At 64.2% G+C, this 19862-nt stretch carries 13 protein-coding genes; 8 read left to right on the top strand and 5 right to left on the bottom strand.

Features of this window, described 5'->3' with window-relative positions; all coding sequences use genetic code 11:
* Positions 1–2: 2 nt before the first annotated feature.
* Entirely contained in the window at positions 3–4640 is a 4638-nt protein-coding gene (locus KP004_RS13200; protein ID WP_216798997.1) for a pilus assembly protein, read from the bottom strand.
* Positions 4641–4933: 293 nt separating this feature from the next.
* Here KP004_RS13200 and KP004_RS13205 point away from each other — a divergent pair, with 293 nt between their 5' ends.
* From KP004_RS13205 to KP004_RS13215, 3 genes are all read left to right on the top strand, one after another.
* Entirely contained in the window at positions 4934–6118 is a 1185-nt protein-coding gene (locus tag KP004_RS13205; RefSeq protein ID WP_216798998.1) for a hydrogenase small subunit, read from the top strand.
* 138 nt (positions 6119–6256) lie between these two features.
* Complete coding sequence (locus tag KP004_RS13210) at positions 6257–7972, top strand: nickel-dependent hydrogenase large subunit (RefSeq protein ID WP_216798999.1); 1716 nt, start codon at positions 6257–6259, stop codon at positions 7970–7972.
* Entirely contained in the window at positions 7969–9156 is a 1188-nt protein-coding gene (locus KP004_RS13215; protein ID WP_216799000.1) for a cytochrome b/b6 domain-containing protein, read from the top strand. Before KP004_RS13210 ends, KP004_RS13215 begins: the two co-directional genes overlap by 4 nt.
* A gap of 187 nt (positions 9157–9343) precedes the next feature.
* On the opposite strand, the gene KP004_RS13220 is transcribed toward KP004_RS13215, so the two are convergent.
* Complete coding sequence (locus KP004_RS13220; RefSeq protein WP_183346885.1) at positions 9344–9535, bottom strand: ferredoxin; 192 nt, start codon at positions 9533–9535, stop codon at positions 9344–9346.
* A 39-nt stretch (positions 9536–9574) separates the two neighbouring features.
* Positions 9575–9919 carry a YtxH domain-containing protein gene (locus tag KP004_RS13225; protein WP_216799001.1) on the bottom strand — a complete coding sequence of 115 codons (345 nt, stop codon included), beginning with the start codon at positions 9917–9919 and terminating at the stop codon, positions 9575–9577.
* A gap of 278 nt (positions 9920–10197) precedes the next feature.
* On the opposite strand from KP004_RS13225, the gene KP004_RS13230 reads away from it, so the two are divergent.
* The 5 genes from KP004_RS13230 to KP004_RS13250 all read left to right on the top strand — a co-directional run bounded on the left by KP004_RS13230 (position 10198) and on the right by KP004_RS13250 (position 16267).
* Positions 10198–11259, top strand: coding sequence for a hypothetical protein (locus tag KP004_RS13230; protein ID WP_216802558.1), 1062 nt, complete (start codon positions 10198–10200; stop codon positions 11257–11259).
* A gap of 3 nt (positions 11260–11262) precedes the next feature.
* Complete coding sequence (locus KP004_RS13235) at positions 11263–12435, top strand: vWA domain-containing protein (RefSeq protein WP_216799002.1); 1173 nt, start codon at positions 11263–11265, stop codon at positions 12433–12435.
* Between the two features lie 5 nt (positions 12436–12440).
* Positions 12441–12851, top strand: a complete 411-nt coding sequence (locus KP004_RS13240; RefSeq protein WP_216799003.1) for a hypothetical protein — start codon at positions 12441–12443, stop codon at positions 12849–12851.
* A 188-nt stretch (positions 12852–13039) separates the two neighbouring features.
* Positions 13040–13900, top strand: coding sequence for a substrate-binding domain-containing protein (locus KP004_RS13245; RefSeq protein WP_216799004.1), 861 nt, complete (start codon positions 13040–13042; stop codon positions 13898–13900).
* A 66-nt stretch (positions 13901–13966) separates the two neighbouring features.
* The gene (locus KP004_RS13250; protein ID WP_216799005.1) at positions 13967–16267 is read left to right on the top strand and encodes a response regulator; all 2301 of its coding nucleotides are present in this window, start codon (positions 13967–13969) and stop codon (positions 16265–16267) included.
* Here KP004_RS13250 and KP004_RS13255 read toward each other — a convergent pair.
* Together KP004_RS13255 and KP004_RS13260 are read right to left on the bottom strand one after the other, a co-directional pair.
* Positions 16251–17591, bottom strand: coding sequence for a radical SAM/SPASM family putative metalloenzyme maturase (locus tag KP004_RS13255; protein ID WP_216799006.1), 1341 nt, complete (start codon positions 17589–17591; stop codon positions 16251–16253). The two genes, KP004_RS13250 and KP004_RS13255, sit on opposite strands and share 17 nt — an antisense overlap.
* Positions 17592–17758: 167 nt before the next feature.
* Positions 17759–19735, bottom strand: a complete 1977-nt coding sequence (locus KP004_RS13260; RefSeq protein ID WP_216799007.1) for a heterodisulfide reductase-related iron-sulfur binding cluster — start codon at positions 19733–19735, stop codon at positions 17759–17761.
* Between the last annotated feature and the right edge of the window lie 127 nt (positions 19736–19862).

The raw sequence follows: 19862 nt of genomic DNA on the forward strand, positions 1-19862 counted from the left end.
CCTTAGCGCTCCTGTATGTGGATGATCTTCCGCAACGGCTTTAGTCCGCTGTTGGTGACCAGTCGGGGCTTCACCCCCTTTCCGGTCCGGGGAGGGCTGCGCCGGTTGTCGCGGTCGCTCAGCCCCCCCGCGTCCAAGGTAGGGATGCCGCCGTTGGAGAGCGGCATCAGGGCCTGGGCAGACACCGACCTAGCCGGACCGCCGGTGCTGTAATGCACCCCCCACAGGTAGGATAGCCCTTCCTGGCAGGGCTCCAGGGAAGGCCGGTAGGTGGTGAAGAAGACGACACCCCCGGTGAGGGTGCTCGGGCTGTCAACAGAGCGCTCGCTGCCAAGGGTGCCCGAGGCCGCATCGAGGTCGATGCGCCATCCCCGGTAGTTACTCCCCTGGTCCCTGGGCTGCACCACCCGCACAACGTCGGTGACGTCGACCAAATCGGACCGGAGCACCGGCTGGCCGCTGCAGGAAGCCACTTCTTCGTCGTCCTTGCGGAAGGTATTGCGCTCGGCGTCGTAGCATGGCTCGCGGACACCGTAGAGCGAACGCGCAGCCGAGAGGTCGTCCTGCCTGTTGAAGTACCTCCCCGCTCCGAAATAGAGCCACAGGCGCTTGTACTGCCGGTCCTGGAGTTTGCCGATGGCACCGGTGACCGGACCGGTGTCGTCTATGACTATGCTCGCCTTCCATTTGGCGGGGTCTGGGTCCTCCCCGGTAAACAGCCTCAGGACCCCGCCGGTCCACCCTCCCCCCGCAGCCGCCCTGGTATAACCGACGTACAGCGCATCGTCCTCGTAATTCCCCGCCGATGATGGGCTCCACTTGTCGGCATCGATCCCCGCGCCGGCCATGCTGCCGCCGAAGGCGTTGGGAATGCCGGTGTCGATGACCCAGTAGTTGCCCCCCTGGGTGAGCGGCGGCACGGCGTTCAGGTCCACCACGAACAGCTTCAGGTTCTGATCGGAGACCGCGGTGAACTGGCGCGTTTTCCTGTCGACGGCTCCGGTTGGCCCCGAGGCGAAAACGGCGAACCAGCGCCCGTTCTTGTCGCGATCGGAAATCTGCTGATTTTGAGCGTTGATGGTGCGCGCGTTGACGCGGATTATGGCAGCGCCGGAGGTGGCAAAGCCCAAGTTCGGGTGGGAGAACTCCCACAGGAACCTGGGGGTACCGGTGCCATCGGCCGCCTGGGTAGTGACATCCAGTGCGAAGTAGGAGGAGAGACCACCGACGCCGGCAGCCGGGGCCTTGACGCAGGTCGCCGAGGCGCCCTCGTCGCAGGCGGGGCCGTCGGGGAGCCTGCTGGCGCCACCAAGTCCCATGCCGCCGATCAGGACCGTACGCCAGTTGCTCCCGGTGCTGTTGTCCCTGGTGCAGTTCCAGTACCCATCGCGGCTGCAGAGGGCGGGGTCGCCGATGCTTGCGTCGAGCAGGGTGACGGCGCCGTCGACGTAGTAAAGGTGCAGGTAGAGGGGCTCCTTCAGGTACCTGAGGTAAGGAAGCGCGTTCTTGGGGACGAAGCCCCACTCCTCCTTGCCGAGATCGGTCCCGTCCAGAACAGCCTTCCGGGTGCCGGGCCAGACCTCCTGGTCGACCGGGTGCACCCGGCTTTGTCCCAGCCTGAAGGCATGCAGCATCCCGTCGTTTGCCCCGGCATACACGGTGCCGCGGCCGGCGTACGCCCCACGGACATCGACGAATTTGCGGTACGAGGGGTCGCCGTAGCCGACCGGCGCCGAGAGGTGATAGCTCCCCAGGGGGGCAGCCGACTGCAGTGCCGGTGTCGAGGAGATGATGTCGCCGAGCTTCCAGACCTTTTTCTCCGACCCGCCATAGGCCGTGAGGCTGCGATCCCTGGTGGCGCCACCGCTGCCGCCGTGGGTGTCGTCGCTGCCTTTCACGAAGGCCACGATCTGGTTCGCCTCCGCCTGGTCCCGCGCCAGGAGCAACTGGCGGTTCACCGCAGTGGAGGTGTCGAGGAGGGGAACCAGGGACGTGCCGCCGGTCTGGGTGTAGATGGTCCTGGTAACGGGGGATCGTTCCCAGAGCTGGCGCCCCGCTCGCCACAGGCTGTGCACCGCCTCCGGCAGGACCGTCAGCGGGTATCCCGCCGGCTGGACCGAGTCTGCGTTGCCGTCGCCATCCGCATCGACGAGGAGCCTGGCGCGACTTTCCTGCAAGACAGGATCCTCCACGACGAACTCCACCACCCGGTCCAGTTCCAGATCCAGGGTCTTTCTCTGCTGGGTATCCTCCCTGATGCGGCTTGCCGACCCGCTGCCGCCGCCCATGAAGTTGTCGATGTAGTACCAGAGCGCCTGCAATTCTCCCATCCAGATCCCGGACGTTTTGCCGCCGTCGAAACTCTTGTGCGGATAAAACTGCGGCTGCAGGAACAGGGCACCGTTTCCCTCCCCGGTTGCCAGTAACGAACTGCTGGTGCCGGTGTTGAAGCCTCCGGCGATCTGGAGGAAGACCTTGGCGAGGGCCCCCTGCAGGCCGGCGGGGTTGTAGACACTGTTGATGCTGCCTCCCCCTTTGGCCGCGGCCAACTGCATCAGCTTCTCCGGTTTTCCCTCGTCCGAGGTGGTGCAACTCCCTTCGCTGTCGTAGCCTGCCCGGCTGCCGGGATCGCCGCAGGGGGGACCGGTATAGATGACATGGGTGGTGATGTAATCCTTGTGCCGCGCTACGGGCTGGGCAGGATCGAAGATGTTCTTGTGCCGGGCGATCCAGGCCAGGTCGTCCAGGTTGTAACTACCCAGGTTCACGGGGGGAGAGCCGACGGGGGTGCTCGCGGTGGTGATGAGGCCGGCGGGCATGCCGTCGACGGGATTCACCCAGGCTGCTGCCGCCGCTGCCACATAACTGTTAACCGCAGGGGCACGGTCCGCCGTAGACATGCCGTCGGTGAGGACGAGGACGTTGTTTCTTTGGCAGGTGTACCTCGACGGTGGGTAGGCGGGATCGAAGTCGGCGGACTGGAAACGGAAGGATGGTTTTTCGCCAAAGTACCCGATCGCCTCGTAGAAAGCCTCGGCCAGCGGCGTCCAGGACGTCCCCCTGATGGCGTCGACGGCTGCGATGAGTCCCTTGTCATGGTTGCCGATCTCCCCGTAGTTGAGGTAAGAGATGATCCTGCCGCCGTCGTTGCGGGTGTCCTCGCTGCAGGTCCCCGAGCCGCAGTCGCCGTCGACGTAGCACTCCCTGCGGGGGACGGGATCGCTGCTGCAGTGCTTCACGCAGGGGATGACAGCACCGCACTCGGAGCCGGCCCCGTTGTCGTTGAAGACCATGGCGCCGAAGTTGATGTCGTCGGCGAACTGCTGGATCAGCCCCGTCGGTGCCGCGGCCGATGCGACGCGTACCTGGAGCGTTGCCGCGACCTTGCCGAGGTTGGTGATCCCCGCGTCCAGGATGAAGGACGGGAGGCTTGAGTTGGTGGCCGCCTGGGCGGCGTTGGCCGAGGGATCGATCAGCCACGGCTTCTCCACCTCTGCACAAAAATCCTTGGTCTGGTTGACCGAGCATCCCTCCGGGAACCCCTGGGCGTAGCATTGCCCGAGATAGCCTTGGATGGTCGGGGCGCCGTCATGAAACAGCAGGTTGTGGAAAAGCTCTTTGCCGCAGACGTCGTCCCCCACGTTTTTGGGTATCTTGCTTGCGTCACCACTGTAGAAAAAGAGGGTGCGTTTGCGGCAGTCGAGCAGCAGGTCCTTGGACAGGTCGGTGTAAAGGATCTCGGTGCCGGCCAGGTACTTGTAGCAGTAGCTCATGATCTCCGCGAAGACCTTTCCGGCGGTCGGTACTCCGACCGGGTCCTCCAGTTTCCCCATGCAGCTGGCAGCGGCGTTGGCCACCTCGCTGGCAGGTGCCCCCTCCTGCCACTTCCGCACCGCCAAGAGGCACTCACTGGTGTTGTATCTGGCAGGATAGACGTCGATCCTGCTCGGGCCGCCGTGGTTCGCCTGCTGAACGTAACCGGACTCGGAAGGGATCGGGCCGCGCACCCCGAAGGTGACCGGGAGAGGGGTACCGCTGGCGTCGTTGACGATCTTCACGTAGCGCTTCCCCTGGCAACCGCGCGATTCCGCCTGCAGGAAGCCGGTGTCGGGGTTGCCGCTGGGAGGGATGATGTACTTGCCGCCGGTCAGGGCCAGCTTTTCCAGGTCCTGCTTGCTCATGGCGAGCCAGTTGAGGAACTTGCCGGTGGCGAGGAAGTTGTCGAGTTTCTTGCTGTTGTTGTTGAGGTTGACACAGAGATAGGCGGCCCTCGCCTGGTTGCAGGTGCTGCTCTCGATGCTGGCCCCGGGCGCGGCCACGAAGCGGTCGGTGACCGTGGAATATTGATAGACCGTGGCCGCCTCGAAATAACCCGGGTATTCGGCTGCGGGGTTGAAACTGTCGTCAAGACAGAAGGTCTGTGGGTTGGTGTAGGCAAGGTCGTACATGCTGGCGGAGTTATCCAGCAAAAGAAGCAGGTTGGGCTTCACCCCGGTAAGCGGAGGGACACTGCAGTAGGCCTGCATCTCCGCGGCCGCGTCGGCTTGGGCCTGGTGCGCTGCAGTAAACACGATGAAGACTATCAGGCAAAAAACAAGGACGCCGGCGTGCACGGAGGCCGGCACTCTAAACGTTCCCATGTTGGCTCCTCTCACATTAAGTTCCGACAGCACAGGCGGGTTTATAGGAGAAAATATTAGAAAGTTTCAATAAAAGAGTATAGCCTGGCAATCGTGAAAAAAAAGTCCCTTTTGGGATTGAGGAGTTTGGGGCTCTTTAGCAAGCTTCGGGTTCATTGACATCAATTCTGGCGATGCTAATGTTTTCCTGACACTTCATTGGAAAGGACCGGCGGCGCCACCAATGTGCCGAGGCAGTTCTCTCTCACACGTCCTCCCTCCCCGAGGGAAGGGAAAGGAGCCGGAGAACGGAGATGAAAGATCCCCAGGAAGGTGGCTGGACAAGCGGTGAAACGTTCGAGGAGTTCCTGACCAGGCGCGGCGTCACCCGGCGCGAGTTTCTCTCCTTTTGCAGCAGGGTGGCGGCCTGCTTCGCCGCCGCGACCCTGCCGGGCGCCTCCGGCGCACTGGCACAGGAGATGGCGCAGAAGCTCTCCGGCGCCGGACGCCCCAGCGTCATCTACCTGCAGCTGCAGGAATGCACCGGCTGCCTGGAAAGCCTGCTCCGTTCCGGGAGCAGCCCGATCGACCGGCTGATCCTGGAACACGTCTCGCTGGACTACAACGAGCTGCTGATGGCCCCCTCGGGGAGCGCCGCCGAGGAGGTCCTGCAGAAAGCGGCCGCGAGTCCGCACCTGCTCTTGGTGAACGGCTCGGTCCCCCTCAGGGACGACGGCGCCTACTGCACCATCGGCGGCGACTCCGCCGCGAACCTCCTGAAGCGCGCGGCACAAAAGGCGAGCGCCATCATGGCCGTCGGAGCCTGCGCCGAATACGGCTGCGTCCAGGCCGCCTCCCCCAACCTCACCGGCGCCGTCGGCGTCTCCGACGTCATCACCGACCGCCCCGTGGTCAACATCAGCGGCTGCCCCCCCATCGCGGAAACCATCACCGCCACCCTCACCTACTACCTCGCCTACGGACATCCCCCGCCCCTGGACGGCATGGGGCGTCCACTCTTCGCCTACGGCCAACGGATCCACGACAAGTGTCCGCGCCGGGCCAGCTTCGATGCCGGCCAGTTCGCCGAGCGTTTCGACGACGAGAACGCCCGCCGGGGATACTGCCTGTACCGCCTCGGCTGCAAGGGGCCCGCTACCTTCGCCCCCTGCGCGACCGTGGAATGGAACCTCGGGCAGAGCTTTCCCATCAAGGCGGGGCATCCCTGTCTGGGGTGCACCGAGCGCCACTTCTACGACCGGATGACCCCCTTCTACCGCAGGCTCCCCGGTTTCGTGGTCCCGGGCCTCGGGGTGGAGGCTACCGCCAACACCGTCGGCGCCGCCGCCGTGGCGGCCTCGGTGGGGGGCGTGGTGGTCCATTCGGCCGCCACCGTGATCGCGCGAAAGAGGTCGAAAAAGGCCCAGCCGGAGACCCTCCCGCTCGCGGTACTCGGGGACACCGAACCGCCGACGCGGGACGAAGATCAAAAGACGTAATGCGAAGACGCGGTGGCGCCAAGGCGCAAAGAAAAGCGCGAACAGAAGGGAAAAACCATTTGCCCTGTTTGCTTTTCCTAGCGTCCCAGCGCCTTTGCGCCTTTGCGTTAAAGGTTTGGGAGTTTAAAGGAGGTCACCATGGCAGGCGAGCGAATCGTCATCGACCCCATCACCCGGATCGAGGGGCACCTGCGCATCGAGCTGGAGACCGAGGGAGGGAGGGTCGCCAATGCCTGGGCCTGCGCCACCCAGTTCAGGGGGATCGAGAGGGTACTGCAGGGGCGCGACCCGCGCGACGCCTGGGCCTTCGCCCAGCGCATCTGCGGCGTCTGCACCGGCGTGCATGCCATCGCCTCCGTGCGCGCCGTCGAGGATGCCGTGAAGTGCAGGATCCCACCCTGCGCCGAACTGATCCGCAGCCTGGTTTCGGGCATGGCCACCCTGCAGGACCACGTCATGCACTTCTACCACCTGCATGCACTGGACTGGGTCGACGTGATGAGCGCGCTGAAGGCCGACCCCGCCGCCACCGCCCGCCTGGCCGCCTCGCTCTCCCCCTGGCCCAACAACTCCGCCACCTGGTACCGGGAGGTGCAAAAACGGGTGGCCGATTCGGCCGGCGGGGGGCTCGGCATCTTCGCGGGCGGCTACTGGGGCCACCCCGCCTACCGGCTTCCCCCCGAGGCCAACCTGATGGCGCTCGCCCACTACCTGGAGGCGCTCTCCTGGCAGCGCGAGATCATCCGCCTGCACACCATCTTCGCCGGCAAGAACCCGCACCCGAACTACCTGGTGGGGGGGATGGCCTGCTCCATCAACCTCGACAACCAGATCGCCATCAACCGGGTGCGCCTGGACGAGATCGCCGGGATGATCGACCAGGCCCGGCGCTTCGTGCTGGAGGTCTACTACCCGGACGTCCTCGCCATCGCCTCCTTCTACCCGGAGTACGCGGCCATCGGCGCTTCCTCCCCCACCCTGTTCGCCACCGGGGAGAGTGCCTACTCCTGCTCCGGCGACCCGGCCGGGGGCGTGGTCCCCGCGGGAGTGGTGCTGGACGGCGACTACGGCACGGCGCACCCGTTCGATCCCCGGAAGGTCGCCGAGTTCATCTCCTCGGCCTGGTACAGCCAGCCCGAGGGGGACCGACAGGGTCTGCATCCCTGGCAGGGGCGCACCGACCCGCACTACACCGGACCAAAGCCCCCCTTCAAACAGCTCTCCGACCAGGCCAAGTACACCTGGTGCAAGGCACCTCGCTACGACGGCCGTGCCGTGCAGGTGGGCCCCAACGCCCGCATCATGCTCGCCCTGGCGCAGGGGCATGCCGAGACGGCCCAGCTCGCCGGGGAGGGGCTGGGGAGACTGAACGCCGGGGTCGGCGCGCTCAACTCGACGCTTGGGCGCACCTACTGCCGTGCACTGGAATCGGTGCTCCTGGCCCGGCGCATGGACCAGTGGTTCGGCCAGTTGAACGAGAGGATCCGCGCAGGTGACGTCGCCACCTTCAACCCGGAGCTGTGGGAGCCCTCGAGCTGGCCCAGGCAGGCCCAGGGGATGGGGTTCATGGAGGCGGCCCGCGGCACCCTGTCGCACTGGGTCGAGATCGAAAACGGGCGCATCTCGCGCTACCAGGCCGTGGTCCCCAGCACCTGGAACAGCTCCGGCCGCGACCCCGGCGGCCAGATGGGCCCCTTCGAGCAGGCCCTGGCCGGCGACGGTAAGCATCCGCTCTCCGACCCCAAGCGCCCCATCGAGGTGCTGCGCACCATCCATTCCTTCGACCCGTGCGAATCCTGCGCCGTCCACCTCCTGGTACCCGGTGGCGGCGGCGTGGAGGTGAAGGTGCAATGAGCCTGTACCAGATTCCGGAATCCGAGATCCGCATCGAGCTGGGGGACCCGGTCCCCTTTGCCGGAAGGAAGCGGCGCGAACTGCTGATCGCCGCCGCCCTGGGAGCTCCCTTCGGGACCAGGGACCCGGTCGACCTGGCGCTTTTGAGCGCCGCGTCCCGGAAGGAGGACCTGCGCCACTACGAACAGACCGGCTTCACCCCGCTGGAGCCGCGCCTGGCCCGGAGCGTGGCACGGGTGCGGCGGGTGGACAACAGGGAGGAGGCGCTCATCGCCCGGGGCGAGGTGGACAGCATCCTCTACCTTTGCCATCCGGACGAGGCGACCCGTTATCGTGCCGAGCTTCAGGCGGAGATGCAGATGACCCACGGCTTCCGGGCGCTGGGCGTGGGGAGGGGGAGCATAGGGGCGGACGGCGGCGAGCGATGGGAGTTCCTGGGGTACATCCCGGTTCGGGCCACCAGGCAGAAGAGCCGGCGCAGCGACGAGCCGGGGGATTTCTACTATGTGCCGGTGTGGGACTGGCAGCTGCGCGTGCTGCACTGGCTGGCGGTAGTGCTGATCGTCGTCCTCTCCCTGACCGGCCTGCTTATGGGGAGCAGCCGGTTCATCTACGGGGTGACCGACGGATACTCCAACTACTTGAGCTGGCTGAGGCTTACCCACTTCGTGGCCGGGTGGCTCCTTTTGTGCGCCGCCATCCTGCGCATCGCCGGCCTTTTCCTCGCATCGAACCGGTTCCAGCGCTGGGACGCCCTGTTCCCGGTGCGGCTGCGCGACCTGAAGAACCTGCTCCAGGTGGCGCAGAACTATCTCTTCTGCCGTTTCGACCGCCCGCCGCACTACATCGGGCACAACCCGCTGCAGCAGGTCGCCTACACCGCCATCTTCGCGGTGGGACTGCTGGCGCTGCTCACCGGTTTCGCCCTGTACGCGCTCTACGATCCCGAGAACTGGTTTTTCGGCTACCTGGTCCGGTTGGACGAGCTCATCGGGGTGCAGTACCTGCGCCTGGCCCATCAGCTGGTGATGTGGATCTTCCTCGCCTTCATACCGATCCACGTCTACCTTTCGGTCCGCGCCGACACGGTCGAACGCGAAGGCGCCCTCTCCTCCATCGTGAGCGGCGGCCGCTGGTGCAGGAAGGGGACCCGGTTCGAGGACGGGGAGGCAATCGACAATTGACAATGGACAATTGACAACGGCGCCGTCCATGCCCGCGTCCTTCCCTTTGCAAAAAAGAGGGGAACGCGGGTTCACCTGCAGCGCTTCGCGGGCTACGAACCACCTTCCGCAAAATCCTCCGATCAACAAACAAAAAGGCCGCGCCTGTTGAGGGCGCGGCCTTTATTGCGTGCATCTTTTGGTCGTGTCAGCGCCAGTGGATGCAGCTCACGGGGCAGACATCGATGGCGTTACGTTGAATCTCGTCCTCGGATGCGCCGGCCGGATCGTAGGCTTCCGCCTTGCCGTTGTCGGCGAACCGGAACACCTCCGGCACGTTGTCGGTGCAAAGACCGCAGCTGATGCAGACGTCTTGGTCGACCCAGGGTTCTTTTGCCATGGTAATACCTCCAGTTTTTGTGTTGGGAAGCGTCGAACGTTAGATGCTATCGGCAAGCCTTTTCCTTTGCTCTTCCAGTTTTTCCTGTGCCTTCTCCAGCGCGGCCAGCAACATCTTCTTGGACTCCTTGGTGAGCCCTTCCTTTTCCTTGAGGAAGTCGGAGGCACGGTCGCTGGCCCGGTCCACGAACTCGGAAACCGTTTCCGCGAAGTCACTGACGGCCTCGTTGGCCTTGTCGCCCACCTCTCCAGCCAGCGACGCAAGGTACTTGCGCGTCTTCTTGCCGGCCTGGGGAGCGAGTAACAGAGCGAGCCCGGCTCCGATCAGTCCGCCCACCACGAGCTTCACCATACACCCTCCTTCGCAGCACTCTTTGTGTCCCATACCGTCTCCTCCGTCTGCTGGTTTTGACAACAGCCGTAATACTACCAATAAAATTAGCTTCGTCCAATTTACAAAAAAAACATTGGGATAAGGACTGACATAAATGCAGATCCCCCTGTCCCCGTTCGCAAAGGCAGCGGAAGGGACTGGCTCCGTCAGGTGCCTGTCCCCTCCTTCGGTGCAAGGAGTATCCAGCCGGATTTTCTCCGTGGCCAATGGTTTTAATTTTGTGTAAGATGGCGAATCGACACAGTTACAACGGCAAGGAAGGACGCGACATGAACGTGGAGCAGATGAAAATCGTGGTGAAGGAGATCCTCTCCAAGACCGACCTCACCCCCTGCGTGGTGGGACACCGCGGCGTGGGCAAGAGTGCGGGCATCCTCCAGGCCTGCCGCGAGCTGGACCGGCGCTACGTTTCGCTGCGCCTGGGACAGATGGAGGTGGGCGACCTGGTCGGCATCCCGTTCCGAAGCGGCGAGGTGATGCAGTGGTCGCGCCCTTCGTGGCTCCCCGGCGAGGAGGACGCTCCCACCGTGATCCACTGCGACGAGCTGAACCGGGCCCAGCAGGAGGACACGCTGCAGGCGATCTTCCAGTTCGTGGAGCCGCCGGCCGATGGGGTGCTGCGCGCCATCCACACCCATACCCTTTCCCGCCGCCACAAGGTGGTGGTCAGCATCAACCCTCCCGACGGGAGCTACCAGGTGGCAACCCTGGACCGCGCACTCATCGACCGCATGGTGATGCTCTTCGTCGAGACCGATTACCAGTGCTGGGCCCGCTACGCCCAAAAGCGCGAGTTCGCCGGCGAGGTGCGCCAGTTCCTGGCCGGAAACCACGGTTTGCTCGCCAAGCAGGGGATGCCGATGGAGATGCAGGTGGAGCCGAGCGAGCGCGCCTGGGAGATGGTGAGCGTGCTCAAGAAGAACTGCCGCTTCCCGGCCGAACTGGAGATGGAGGTCTACTCCGGGATCGTCGGCAAGGAGGCCGCCATCGCCTTCATGCGCTGGCTCTCGGACCGCAAGGGACGGCCGGTGACGGCGGACGAGGTGCTGAACGACTGGCCGAGCGTGGCCGGGCGGGCCGAGGCGCAGCGCGACGACGTGCAGGCGGCGACCATCAACGACCTCTCGGCGCTGCTCCAGGTATCCCCCGAGCTCAGCCAGGATCAGGAGGACAACCTGGTCTCGTACATCGCCGTGCTGCCGCGCGACCTCCGCTTCGGCTTCGTGAAGTCGCTGCTGAAGATCCCCCATGTCGCCCTTTTGCTGGTGAAAGACAAGCACGACGCGGTCATCTTCGACGCCATGCAGGCGATCAGCGAGCAGGCGGGGTAAGCGGTGTCACCGGGGACGCTGCAAAACGCGGTGGTGCGGCTTTTAAAGGAGCGCCCCTTCTACGGCCACTTCCTGCTCAACCTGCGCCGGGAGGAGCGCCCCCTCTCCGGTAAGCCGGCCGGCGTCACCATCCGTAACGGCACTCCGACCCTCGCCGTCGATCCCGCTTCATTTTCCCTCCTCGCCGCCGTCGAGCAGCAGGCGCTGCTCGAGCACCTGGTGAAGCACCTTCTGCACCTGCACATGCTGCGCGGCAAGGGGAAGAACTCGCACGACTGGGACCTCTGCTGCGACCTGGCCATCAATCCCGACACCCCGGGCCTCCCCGAGGATGCGATCTACCCGAACCAGTTCGACCTCCCCGACGGGCTCGCCGCCGAAGAGTATTACCGGCTGCTGGTGCGCCCCTTCGATGTCGGCAACCTCGCCGGGAGCGGTTTCGGTGACGAGGCGCAGGAGGCACAAGGTGCCTCGGGAGCGGGGAGGGACCCGGCTGCGGCCTCCACGCTCGACGATCACGCCATCTGGAGCGACGCCGACAGCACCCCGCTGCCACTGGCCGAGGAGATGTTGCGCGCGGTGACCCGGGAGAGTCTGCGCGGCAGCGACGGCGAGGCCCCCGCCGAGGTGAGGGCGGTGGTCGACGCCATCCTGCGCCCCTCACCCATCCCCTGGCGCCAGGTGCTCCGGCAGTTCGTCGCCACCGCGGGCAGAATCGGCAAGAAGAGCACCTGGATGCGGGAGCACCGCCGCTTCGAGCACGACACGCCGGGGTCGCGCAAGCGGCACCGCCTGACGCTTCTGGTCGGCATCGACGTAAGCGACTCCACCAACATCGTGGAGCTGAGGGAGGCTTTCGCCACGGAGTTGCTGCAGATCGCACGCGGCCGCGATGCCGCCATCACCGTGCTCTACGCCAACAGCAGGATCCAGCAGGTGGAGGCGTTCAAGGGAAGCGCCTTCGTGCCGGAGCGTTACGACGGCGGCGGGTTCACCGACCTGCGCCCCGTCTTCGAGTACGCAAAGACCATGCATCCCCCGCCCGCCGCCGTGATCTACCTCACCGACGGCATCGGGCCGGTACCGGAGCAGATGGAACTGCCGACCCTGTGGGTCCTGACCGCGGAGGGGGAGAAGCCGGCCCCGTGGGGCATCGAACTGAGACTGGAGGTTTGAACAATATGGAAGAAACGACTTCGACGCCGATGACGGCCGAATCGGTGGGAGAGATATTGAGGGAAGCGGGCGCCCAGGTGATGGTCCGCTCCGGGCGCAGCGAGAACTACAGCGCCCCCAGGGAATTTTCCTTCGAGGTGAAGGCGATTTTCGAAAACGGGATGGGTCTGCACGTGGTCGCGCGCCAGTTCAACTACCGCGACCCGTGGGAGGCCGAGGGGAGGGTCAACGACCTGGTGGACGTGATGCTTTTGCGCGACGGCGCGCTTACCCCGCTCCCCAAGGGGTTCCCCTACTTCCAGGGGATCGACGAGGAGTGCGGCCTGAACGAGGCGATGCTGCGCGAGGTGATCGATTGCGTGCGCAAGGTGAACCCGAAGTTGTACCTGTTGCAGGAGATGACGGGCGACCTCTGAAACCTCACCATTACCGGCAAAGACCGATCAGCCCCATTGATTACTGAAGTTGTGCTGCTAAACTTCCGATAATGTTTCGGGAAGTATCAGCATCTTCTGTCAAAGCTCGTGTGTTGTTCACTATCGGAGCGGGCCCAGATTCATGGCGTCAAACGGCAGGTCCAGTAGAAGATAGCAGGAGGCACGTGATGAAAATGTTGGTAGTCATTGTCGCCCTGGTCTACCCTCTTCTGGGTGCAGGCCTGACAGCATCGTCTGCCGAGGAGTTGAAGTTCGGCGTCGCGGCCATGATATCACCGCAGGAAACCATCAAGTACTACCGGCAGACCATCGATTACGTCGGCAAGAAACTGGGGCGGCCGGTCGAAATGGTGCAAAAGCACAGCTACGACGAGACGGACAAGTTGCTGGAGAAGGGGGAGCTGAAGGTCGCCTTCGTCTGCTCCGGTCCGTACGTCGTCGACAAGGAGAAGTTCGGCGCCGAGCTCCTGGTCGCCCCCCAGTCCTACGGGGAGCCCTTTTACTACGCCTACATCATCGCGCACAAAAACAGCGGCGTCACCGACCTCTCCCAGCTCAAGGGAAAAAGCTTCGCTTTCACCGATCCCAAGTCCAACACCGGCAGACTCGTCCCCGCCTACATGATCGGCAAAAGGTTCAACACCACGCCGGAGAAGTTCTTCGGCCGGATCATCTACACAAAGACCCACGACAAGGCCATCGAAGCCGTCGCCAAAAAGATCGTCGATGGAGCCAGCGTCGACAGCCTGATCTACAACTACGCCGCCAGCAAGGATCCCCGTTTCACCAGCCAGACCAGGATCATCGCGAAGTCACCTCGTTACGGCATCCCCCCCATCGTCACCCGCAAGGACCTCGACCCGACCCTGAAAGCGCGCCTGCGCGACATCTTCCTGAACATGCACAAGGATCCCGAAGGCAGGGCGATCCTGGCAGGCATCAAGGTAGACCGGTTCATCGTCCCGAAAGACTCGGACTACGACTCGGTGCGGGAGATGGAGAAGTGGCTCAGGATGAACATCAAGTAGGCATGCGCCCGCGAGGGAACCCGCTCCGCGAACCGCGTGGGCGCCGCCAGGGGAAGGCAGGTATTCATGGGCAGGTGGCAGATCCAAAATCTGAGTCTGCAGCGGAGGTTTTTCCTCCTCTCCTTCAGCATCATCCTCATCTTTTCCGTCGCGGTGACGGCAACCTTGTTCGTCGCCCAGAAGAACAAGCTGGAACAGTCGCTGCTGAACAAGGGGGCAGGGTTCGCGAGGTATGTCTCGTCGGTCTGCACGGACGCCCTGATCTTGAAGGATACCCTGCAGCTTGATGCCCTGGTCGCCGAGGTGCACGACGAAGAGATCATCTACACCGTAATCGAGGATGACCAGGGAAACGCCCTCACCACCACCGTCGCCAGCCTGAACAGCTCCAAAGCAAAACTCAAGCCTTACCTGGACAAACTCCCGCCCGACGCTCCCGTGGGCACCGTGATCCAGGCCCTGAAAAAGGAGCTGGATGTCGTCGAGGTCTCCCAGAGGATCACGGTCGACTCATCGGTCCAGGGGGCGGTGCGTGTCGGGCTGAGCAAGCACAACATCCGCACGCAACTGCTGCGGCAGATGGCGATCATCCTGGTGGGGATGCTCTTCATGTCGCTCACCCTCGCCATCACCCTGAACATCGCCACCAACCGGCTGGTGCTGCGCCCGGTCAGCGAACTGGCCCGGGTCGCCGACCAGCTCACGGCGGGGAACATGGCCGCCCGGGTTACCTCCTCCTCGATCGGCGAGATCGAGACCGTGTGCAGGAGCTTCAACCTGATGGCGCAGCGCCTTGAGGGGGACATCGCCGAGCTAAAGCAAGCCGAGGCGAGCGTGCGCCTCGCCCAGGAGTCCCAGGAGGCGATCCTCAACTCGATGCCGGACCTCATGTTCCGGACCGACCGGGACGGCGTCATCGTCGAATTTCACTCTTCGCAGATGAGCCTGCTGTACCTCCCGCCTGAGCGGTTCATGGGGAAGAGAATTCCCGAGGTTCTGCCCGAAGAGCCGGCACGGATTATCATGGAGGCCTTGGCAGAGGCGGAGAAAACCGGCGCGCACAGGGGTGCGGTGTATTCCCTTGCCATGCCGCAGGGAGAGATGTGGTTCGAACTGGCGGTGACCGCGATGGGGCAGCCCTGCACGGGCTTCATCCTGCTGGTCCGCGACATCACCCAGCGCAAAGAGCTGGAGGAAGAACGGCAGCGATTCGAAAAGCAACTGCTGCATGCCCAGAAGCTGGAAAGCCTCGGGGTGCTGGCGGGGGGCATCGCCCACGACTTCAACAACATCCTGATGGCCATCATGGGGAACGCCGAACTGGCCCTGATGCGCATCAACAAGGAATCACCGGCGATCGTGAACCTGCGCAGCATAGAGCAGGCCTCCGCCCGGGCCGCAGATCTCGCGGCACAGATGCTCGCCTATTCGGGCAAGGGGAAGTTCATCATCGAAAACCTGGACCTCAATCGCCTGCTGCAAGAGATGCTGCACATGCTCGAGGTTTCCATATCGAAGAAAGCGCAGCTCAGCTTCAAACTCGCCGAGTCGCTCCCGCTTATAGAGGGCGACGCGACCCAGATGCGCCAGGTCGTCATGAACCTGGTCATCAACGCTTCCGAAGCGTTGGGAGAACGCAACGGGACCATCTCGATCAAGACCGGCAGCATGGAGTGCGACCGCAGCTATCTGAACAATGTATGGCAGAACGAGGAACTTGCAGAGGGGCACTATGTCTATCTGGAAATAGCCGACACCGGCTGTGGCATGGATCAGGACACGCTGGCGAGGATGTTCGATCCCTTTTTCACCACCAAGTTCACCGGCCGCGGCTTGGGGATGGCGGCGGTACTCGGCATCATCAGGGGGCACAACGGGGCCCTGGTCGTGGACAGCGAACCGGGCGTAGGGACCACCATCAAGATACTCATTCCGGCGAGCGAACAGCAACCCGATGTCCAACAGCCCCCCTCCCCGCCCGAGCGGGAGGATTGGGAAGGCGCGGGATACGTCCTTCTCGTCGACGATGAGGAGACTGTGCGCAACATCGGCGCCGAGATGCTCAGAGAGCTCGGTTTTTCGCCGATGACCGCCAGCGAGGGGAGCGAAGCTCTCGAGCTGTACAAGGCCGTCCCCGGTATCCGGGTGGTGATCCTGGACCTGACCATGCCGCACATGGATGGTGACCAGTGCCTGAGCGAGCTGAAGAAGATCGATCCCCACGTGCAGGTCGTCATGTCCAGCGGCTACAGCGAACTCGAGTTACAGCGGAAATTTTCCGGCCGGCAAGTCGCGGGGTTCATCCAGAAGCCCTACACCCTCTCGGCCCTCAGGCAGGTAATGAGAGGCATCAATCCAGACACCTGAACACCCCCGAACTCCACAGGCAGCTGCCGCAGGGCTCGGCGTTGACGTAGCAGTCCTGGTCGAAACACTCCGCCTGCACGAGGTCGCAGGGCGAGGTGTTGCACTCGGCGCAGGACGGGTAATCGTGACGCACGACGTTCTGCCGGTAACCGCGGAACTTGGGACTGTTCCAGATATCCAGCACGCCGCGGTCCTTCACGTTGCCGAACACCCACGGTGTCACCGGGTGCAGCCAGCCGTTGGCGTAGGAGCGGCAGCTGTGCCACAGGTGGTAGCAGGGATGCATGCCGCCATCCCAGGAGATGAAGGCGCTTCCCTTCTCGACGAAGCTGCAGCCGCGCTTCTCGCGCCGGGCGATCTCCGGCAACCGCAGGTCGATCCCCGTCCGGCGCGCCACCTGCGCCGCCTCCTCGAAGATATCCTGGCTGTGATGGATCTTCGGCATGTCCAGCGCGAAAAGCCTCTTCAGGTCCAGAGTTATCCCACGCTGCTGCGCATCGGACTTCATGGCCGCCACGAAATCGATGATCTGCCGGTCCTTGTCGGTCTTGTGGTAATTCCAGAGCACCTGGAAATAGCGGCGGATATCGACCCCTTTGAGGTCGGCCTTGCTCTTCCAGCTCTGGAACAGGGTGATCGCCTCGTCGGTGCAGATGTCGTAACTGCACTGCTGCAGGTGCGGCTCGTCGAAGGGGTGCAGATGGGAGACCAGCGCGAAGCTGACGCCGAACTCGGCCGCCCAGGAGAGCGCCGCGGGGAGCTGACTCAGGTTGTCGCGCATCACCACGAACTCGACGCCGATCTCCATCTCGGGACGGTGGCAGGCGATCTTGGCGGCGCCCAGGGCGTTCAGGGCGTGCTCCAGGTCGACCAGCTGGCTTCCGGAGCGGATGGAGCTGAAGGTGGTGGCGTCGACACCGTCCATCGACAGGCAGATCCGGTCCACGCCCGCGTTCAGCAGCGACACCGCGCGCAGGTGCGACAGGAGCAGGCCGTTACTCTGGAAGCCGACCCAGCTCCCGGCGGGCATGAGCTTCTTGGCGCGGCTGACGAAGTGCTCCAGGCGGGTGTTCAGTAACGGCTCGCCCACGCCGTTCAGCACCAGCGCTTCCAGGTTGGGCAACGCCGGTTCCAGTTCGCTGAAGGTGGCGAGGTCGAGGTCGCCGTCCTTGGTCCGGCTGCCGTCCGCGTTCTGCTTCATGCACATGACGCAGTTCAGATTGCAGCGGCTGGTGGTTTCCACGAACAGCTTGGAAGGGTATTCCAGGAAGGCCGGTTCGTTGACCGGCATGAATTCGGACAGCGCCGCTGCATTGCTTTGCATCTTTCGGTCCTCGTTTTTGGCGTGCGTCGTTCCCGCGAAGCGGGAGGAGGTTCACTACCCCCTCGCCCCCGGGAGCCGGCCGGACAGGGGAGGTGCCGCCCCAATCAAGACGTCCCGTCCGTCCGTTCCCGGGAGGCGAAGAGTTCCTATGGAGCCGGCACCGGCCCCTAGTCCCTGCCTTTCAGCCCCTCGGCCACCAGCTCGGCGATGTCCTTCACGTTGGTGCCGCCGCTGGAGCGATCCTTCAGGCCGTCTTCCATCATGGTCATGCAGTAGGGGCAGGTGGTGCAGATGGTGCCGGGCTTGCCAGCGAGCGCCTCGTTGACCCGGTTCAGGTTGATCCTCTCGCCGAGATGCTCCTCCATCCACATGCGTCCGCCGCCGGCCCCGCAGCAGAACGAATTCTGACGGTTTCTCTCCATCTCCGCCGGAGCGCTCCCGGTCGCCTGCGCGATGACGGTGCGCGGCGCCTGGTAGACCCCGTTGTGGCGCCCAAGGTAGCAGGAATCGTGGAAAACGATGTTGCCGCCCTTCTTCTCGTGGTGGTCGAGCTTCAGCTTCCCCTGGGCCAGCAGCGACTCGATGAACTCGGCGTGCGGAATCACCTCCAGCTCGAGGCCGTACTGCCGGTAATCGTTCTTCAGCGTCGTGAAGCAGTGCGGGCACTGGGTGACCACCTTGGTGACCCCCTTCTCCTGGAACATGGCCACGTTCTCCCTGGCCATCTTGTCGAAGAGGTATTCGTTCCCCAGCCGGCGCAGGCTGTCGCCGCAGCACTTCTCCTCCTTGCCGAGGATGCCGTAGGAAACGCCCGCGGCCTCCATGATCCGGGTCATGGCCAGGGTCACCTGCTTGCTGCGCGAATCGAAGGAGCCCGCGCACCCCACGAAGTAAAGGTACTCCGTCTTGCCCGCCTCGAACTGCTGCACGTCGCGGCCGCCGGCCCACTTGCCGCGCTCGCCCGGAGCGATGCCCCAGGGGTTGGAGCGCTGCTCCATGTTCTCGAAAAGGTTCAGGAGCTCCTCGGGGAAATCGGCTTCCATCTGCACCAGGTGCCGGCGCATCTTGGTGATCTTGGGCATCTGCTCGATGAAGACCGGGCAGGCGGCCAGGCAGGCGCCGCAGCTGGTGCAGGACCAGAGGGCGTCGGGCTTGATGCTCCCCTCCGCCTCGCCGATGACCGGCACGGTGGGCTCGCCGCCGCGCTGCAGGAGATCGCCGTTGGCCAGCAGGTTCATCTTGATGTCGTGCATCACCAGGCGCGGGTTGAGCGGTTTGCCGGTGGCGGCGGCCGGGCAGGACTTCTCGCAGCGGCCGCACTCGGTGCAGGAGAAGGAGTCGAAGAGGTCTTTCCAGGTGAAGCGGTCGATGCTCCCGGCGCCGTACACGTTCCCCTCGACGAACTCCTCGCGCGGTTGCGTGTTGGGCGTGTCGAGCCCCTTGAAGAAGCAGTTCGGGATGGCGGCCAGGATGTGCATGTGCTTGCTGTACGGGAGGTAGTTCAGGAAGAACAGGAGCACCCCGGCGTGCAGCCACCAGGAAACCTGTGCCACGCTCTCAAGCGTTGCGCTCCCCTGCCCTGCCAGCAGCGACGAAAGCGCCAGGGAAACCGGCATGGACTGGGCGGCGCCTTCAGCTCCCAGGGCGATCTCCGCCGCATGGAGCCCAAAGTAGGCGACCATCAGCGTGCCGATCATGGAGAGGATGCCGAAGGCTTCGCCGGTGCGAGCACCCTGGTAGGGAGGCGCCACGGCCCTTCTCACCAGGGCGATCACCACCGCGGTCAGGGCACACAGGGAAACGACGTCGAACACGAAGACCAGCGGCAGGTAGAGCGCCTGCGGCAGGAGCCGCGACAGCTTCGCCGCCGGGAATACCCCGGCCACCAGGAACTCGGTGTTGGCGACGGCCAGGATCAGGAACGACCAGAAGATGAAGAGATGGTTGATACCGAAGGGACGGCTCACCACCCTCTTCTGGAGGAAGGCGAACTCGAACATCCCCTGCAGCCGTTCCGGCAGGCTCGAGAAACGGTCCTCGGACGCGCCGACGGCGACGAGGCTGAAACGGCGGTAGCAGCTCCAGGCGAAGATAAGGCAGGCTGCCGCCAGAAGCGGTGCGAAGATGACAGGATCAGGTTGCATAGTAAGTGCTCCGGTTCCTTCGCCCTGCGGGAGAGGGAGAGGATGAGGGCGTTTCCTCAACCCCACGTTGACGCGCTCCTCAATAAGCAGCGCCCCCAGCCCGACCCTCTCCCGGAGGGCGAAGGAA

The sequence above is a fragment of the Geomonas oryzisoli genome (assembly GCF_018986915.1).
Taxonomy (GTDB): domain Bacteria; phylum Desulfobacterota; class Desulfuromonadia; order Geobacterales; family Geobacteraceae; genus Geomonas; species Geomonas oryzisoli.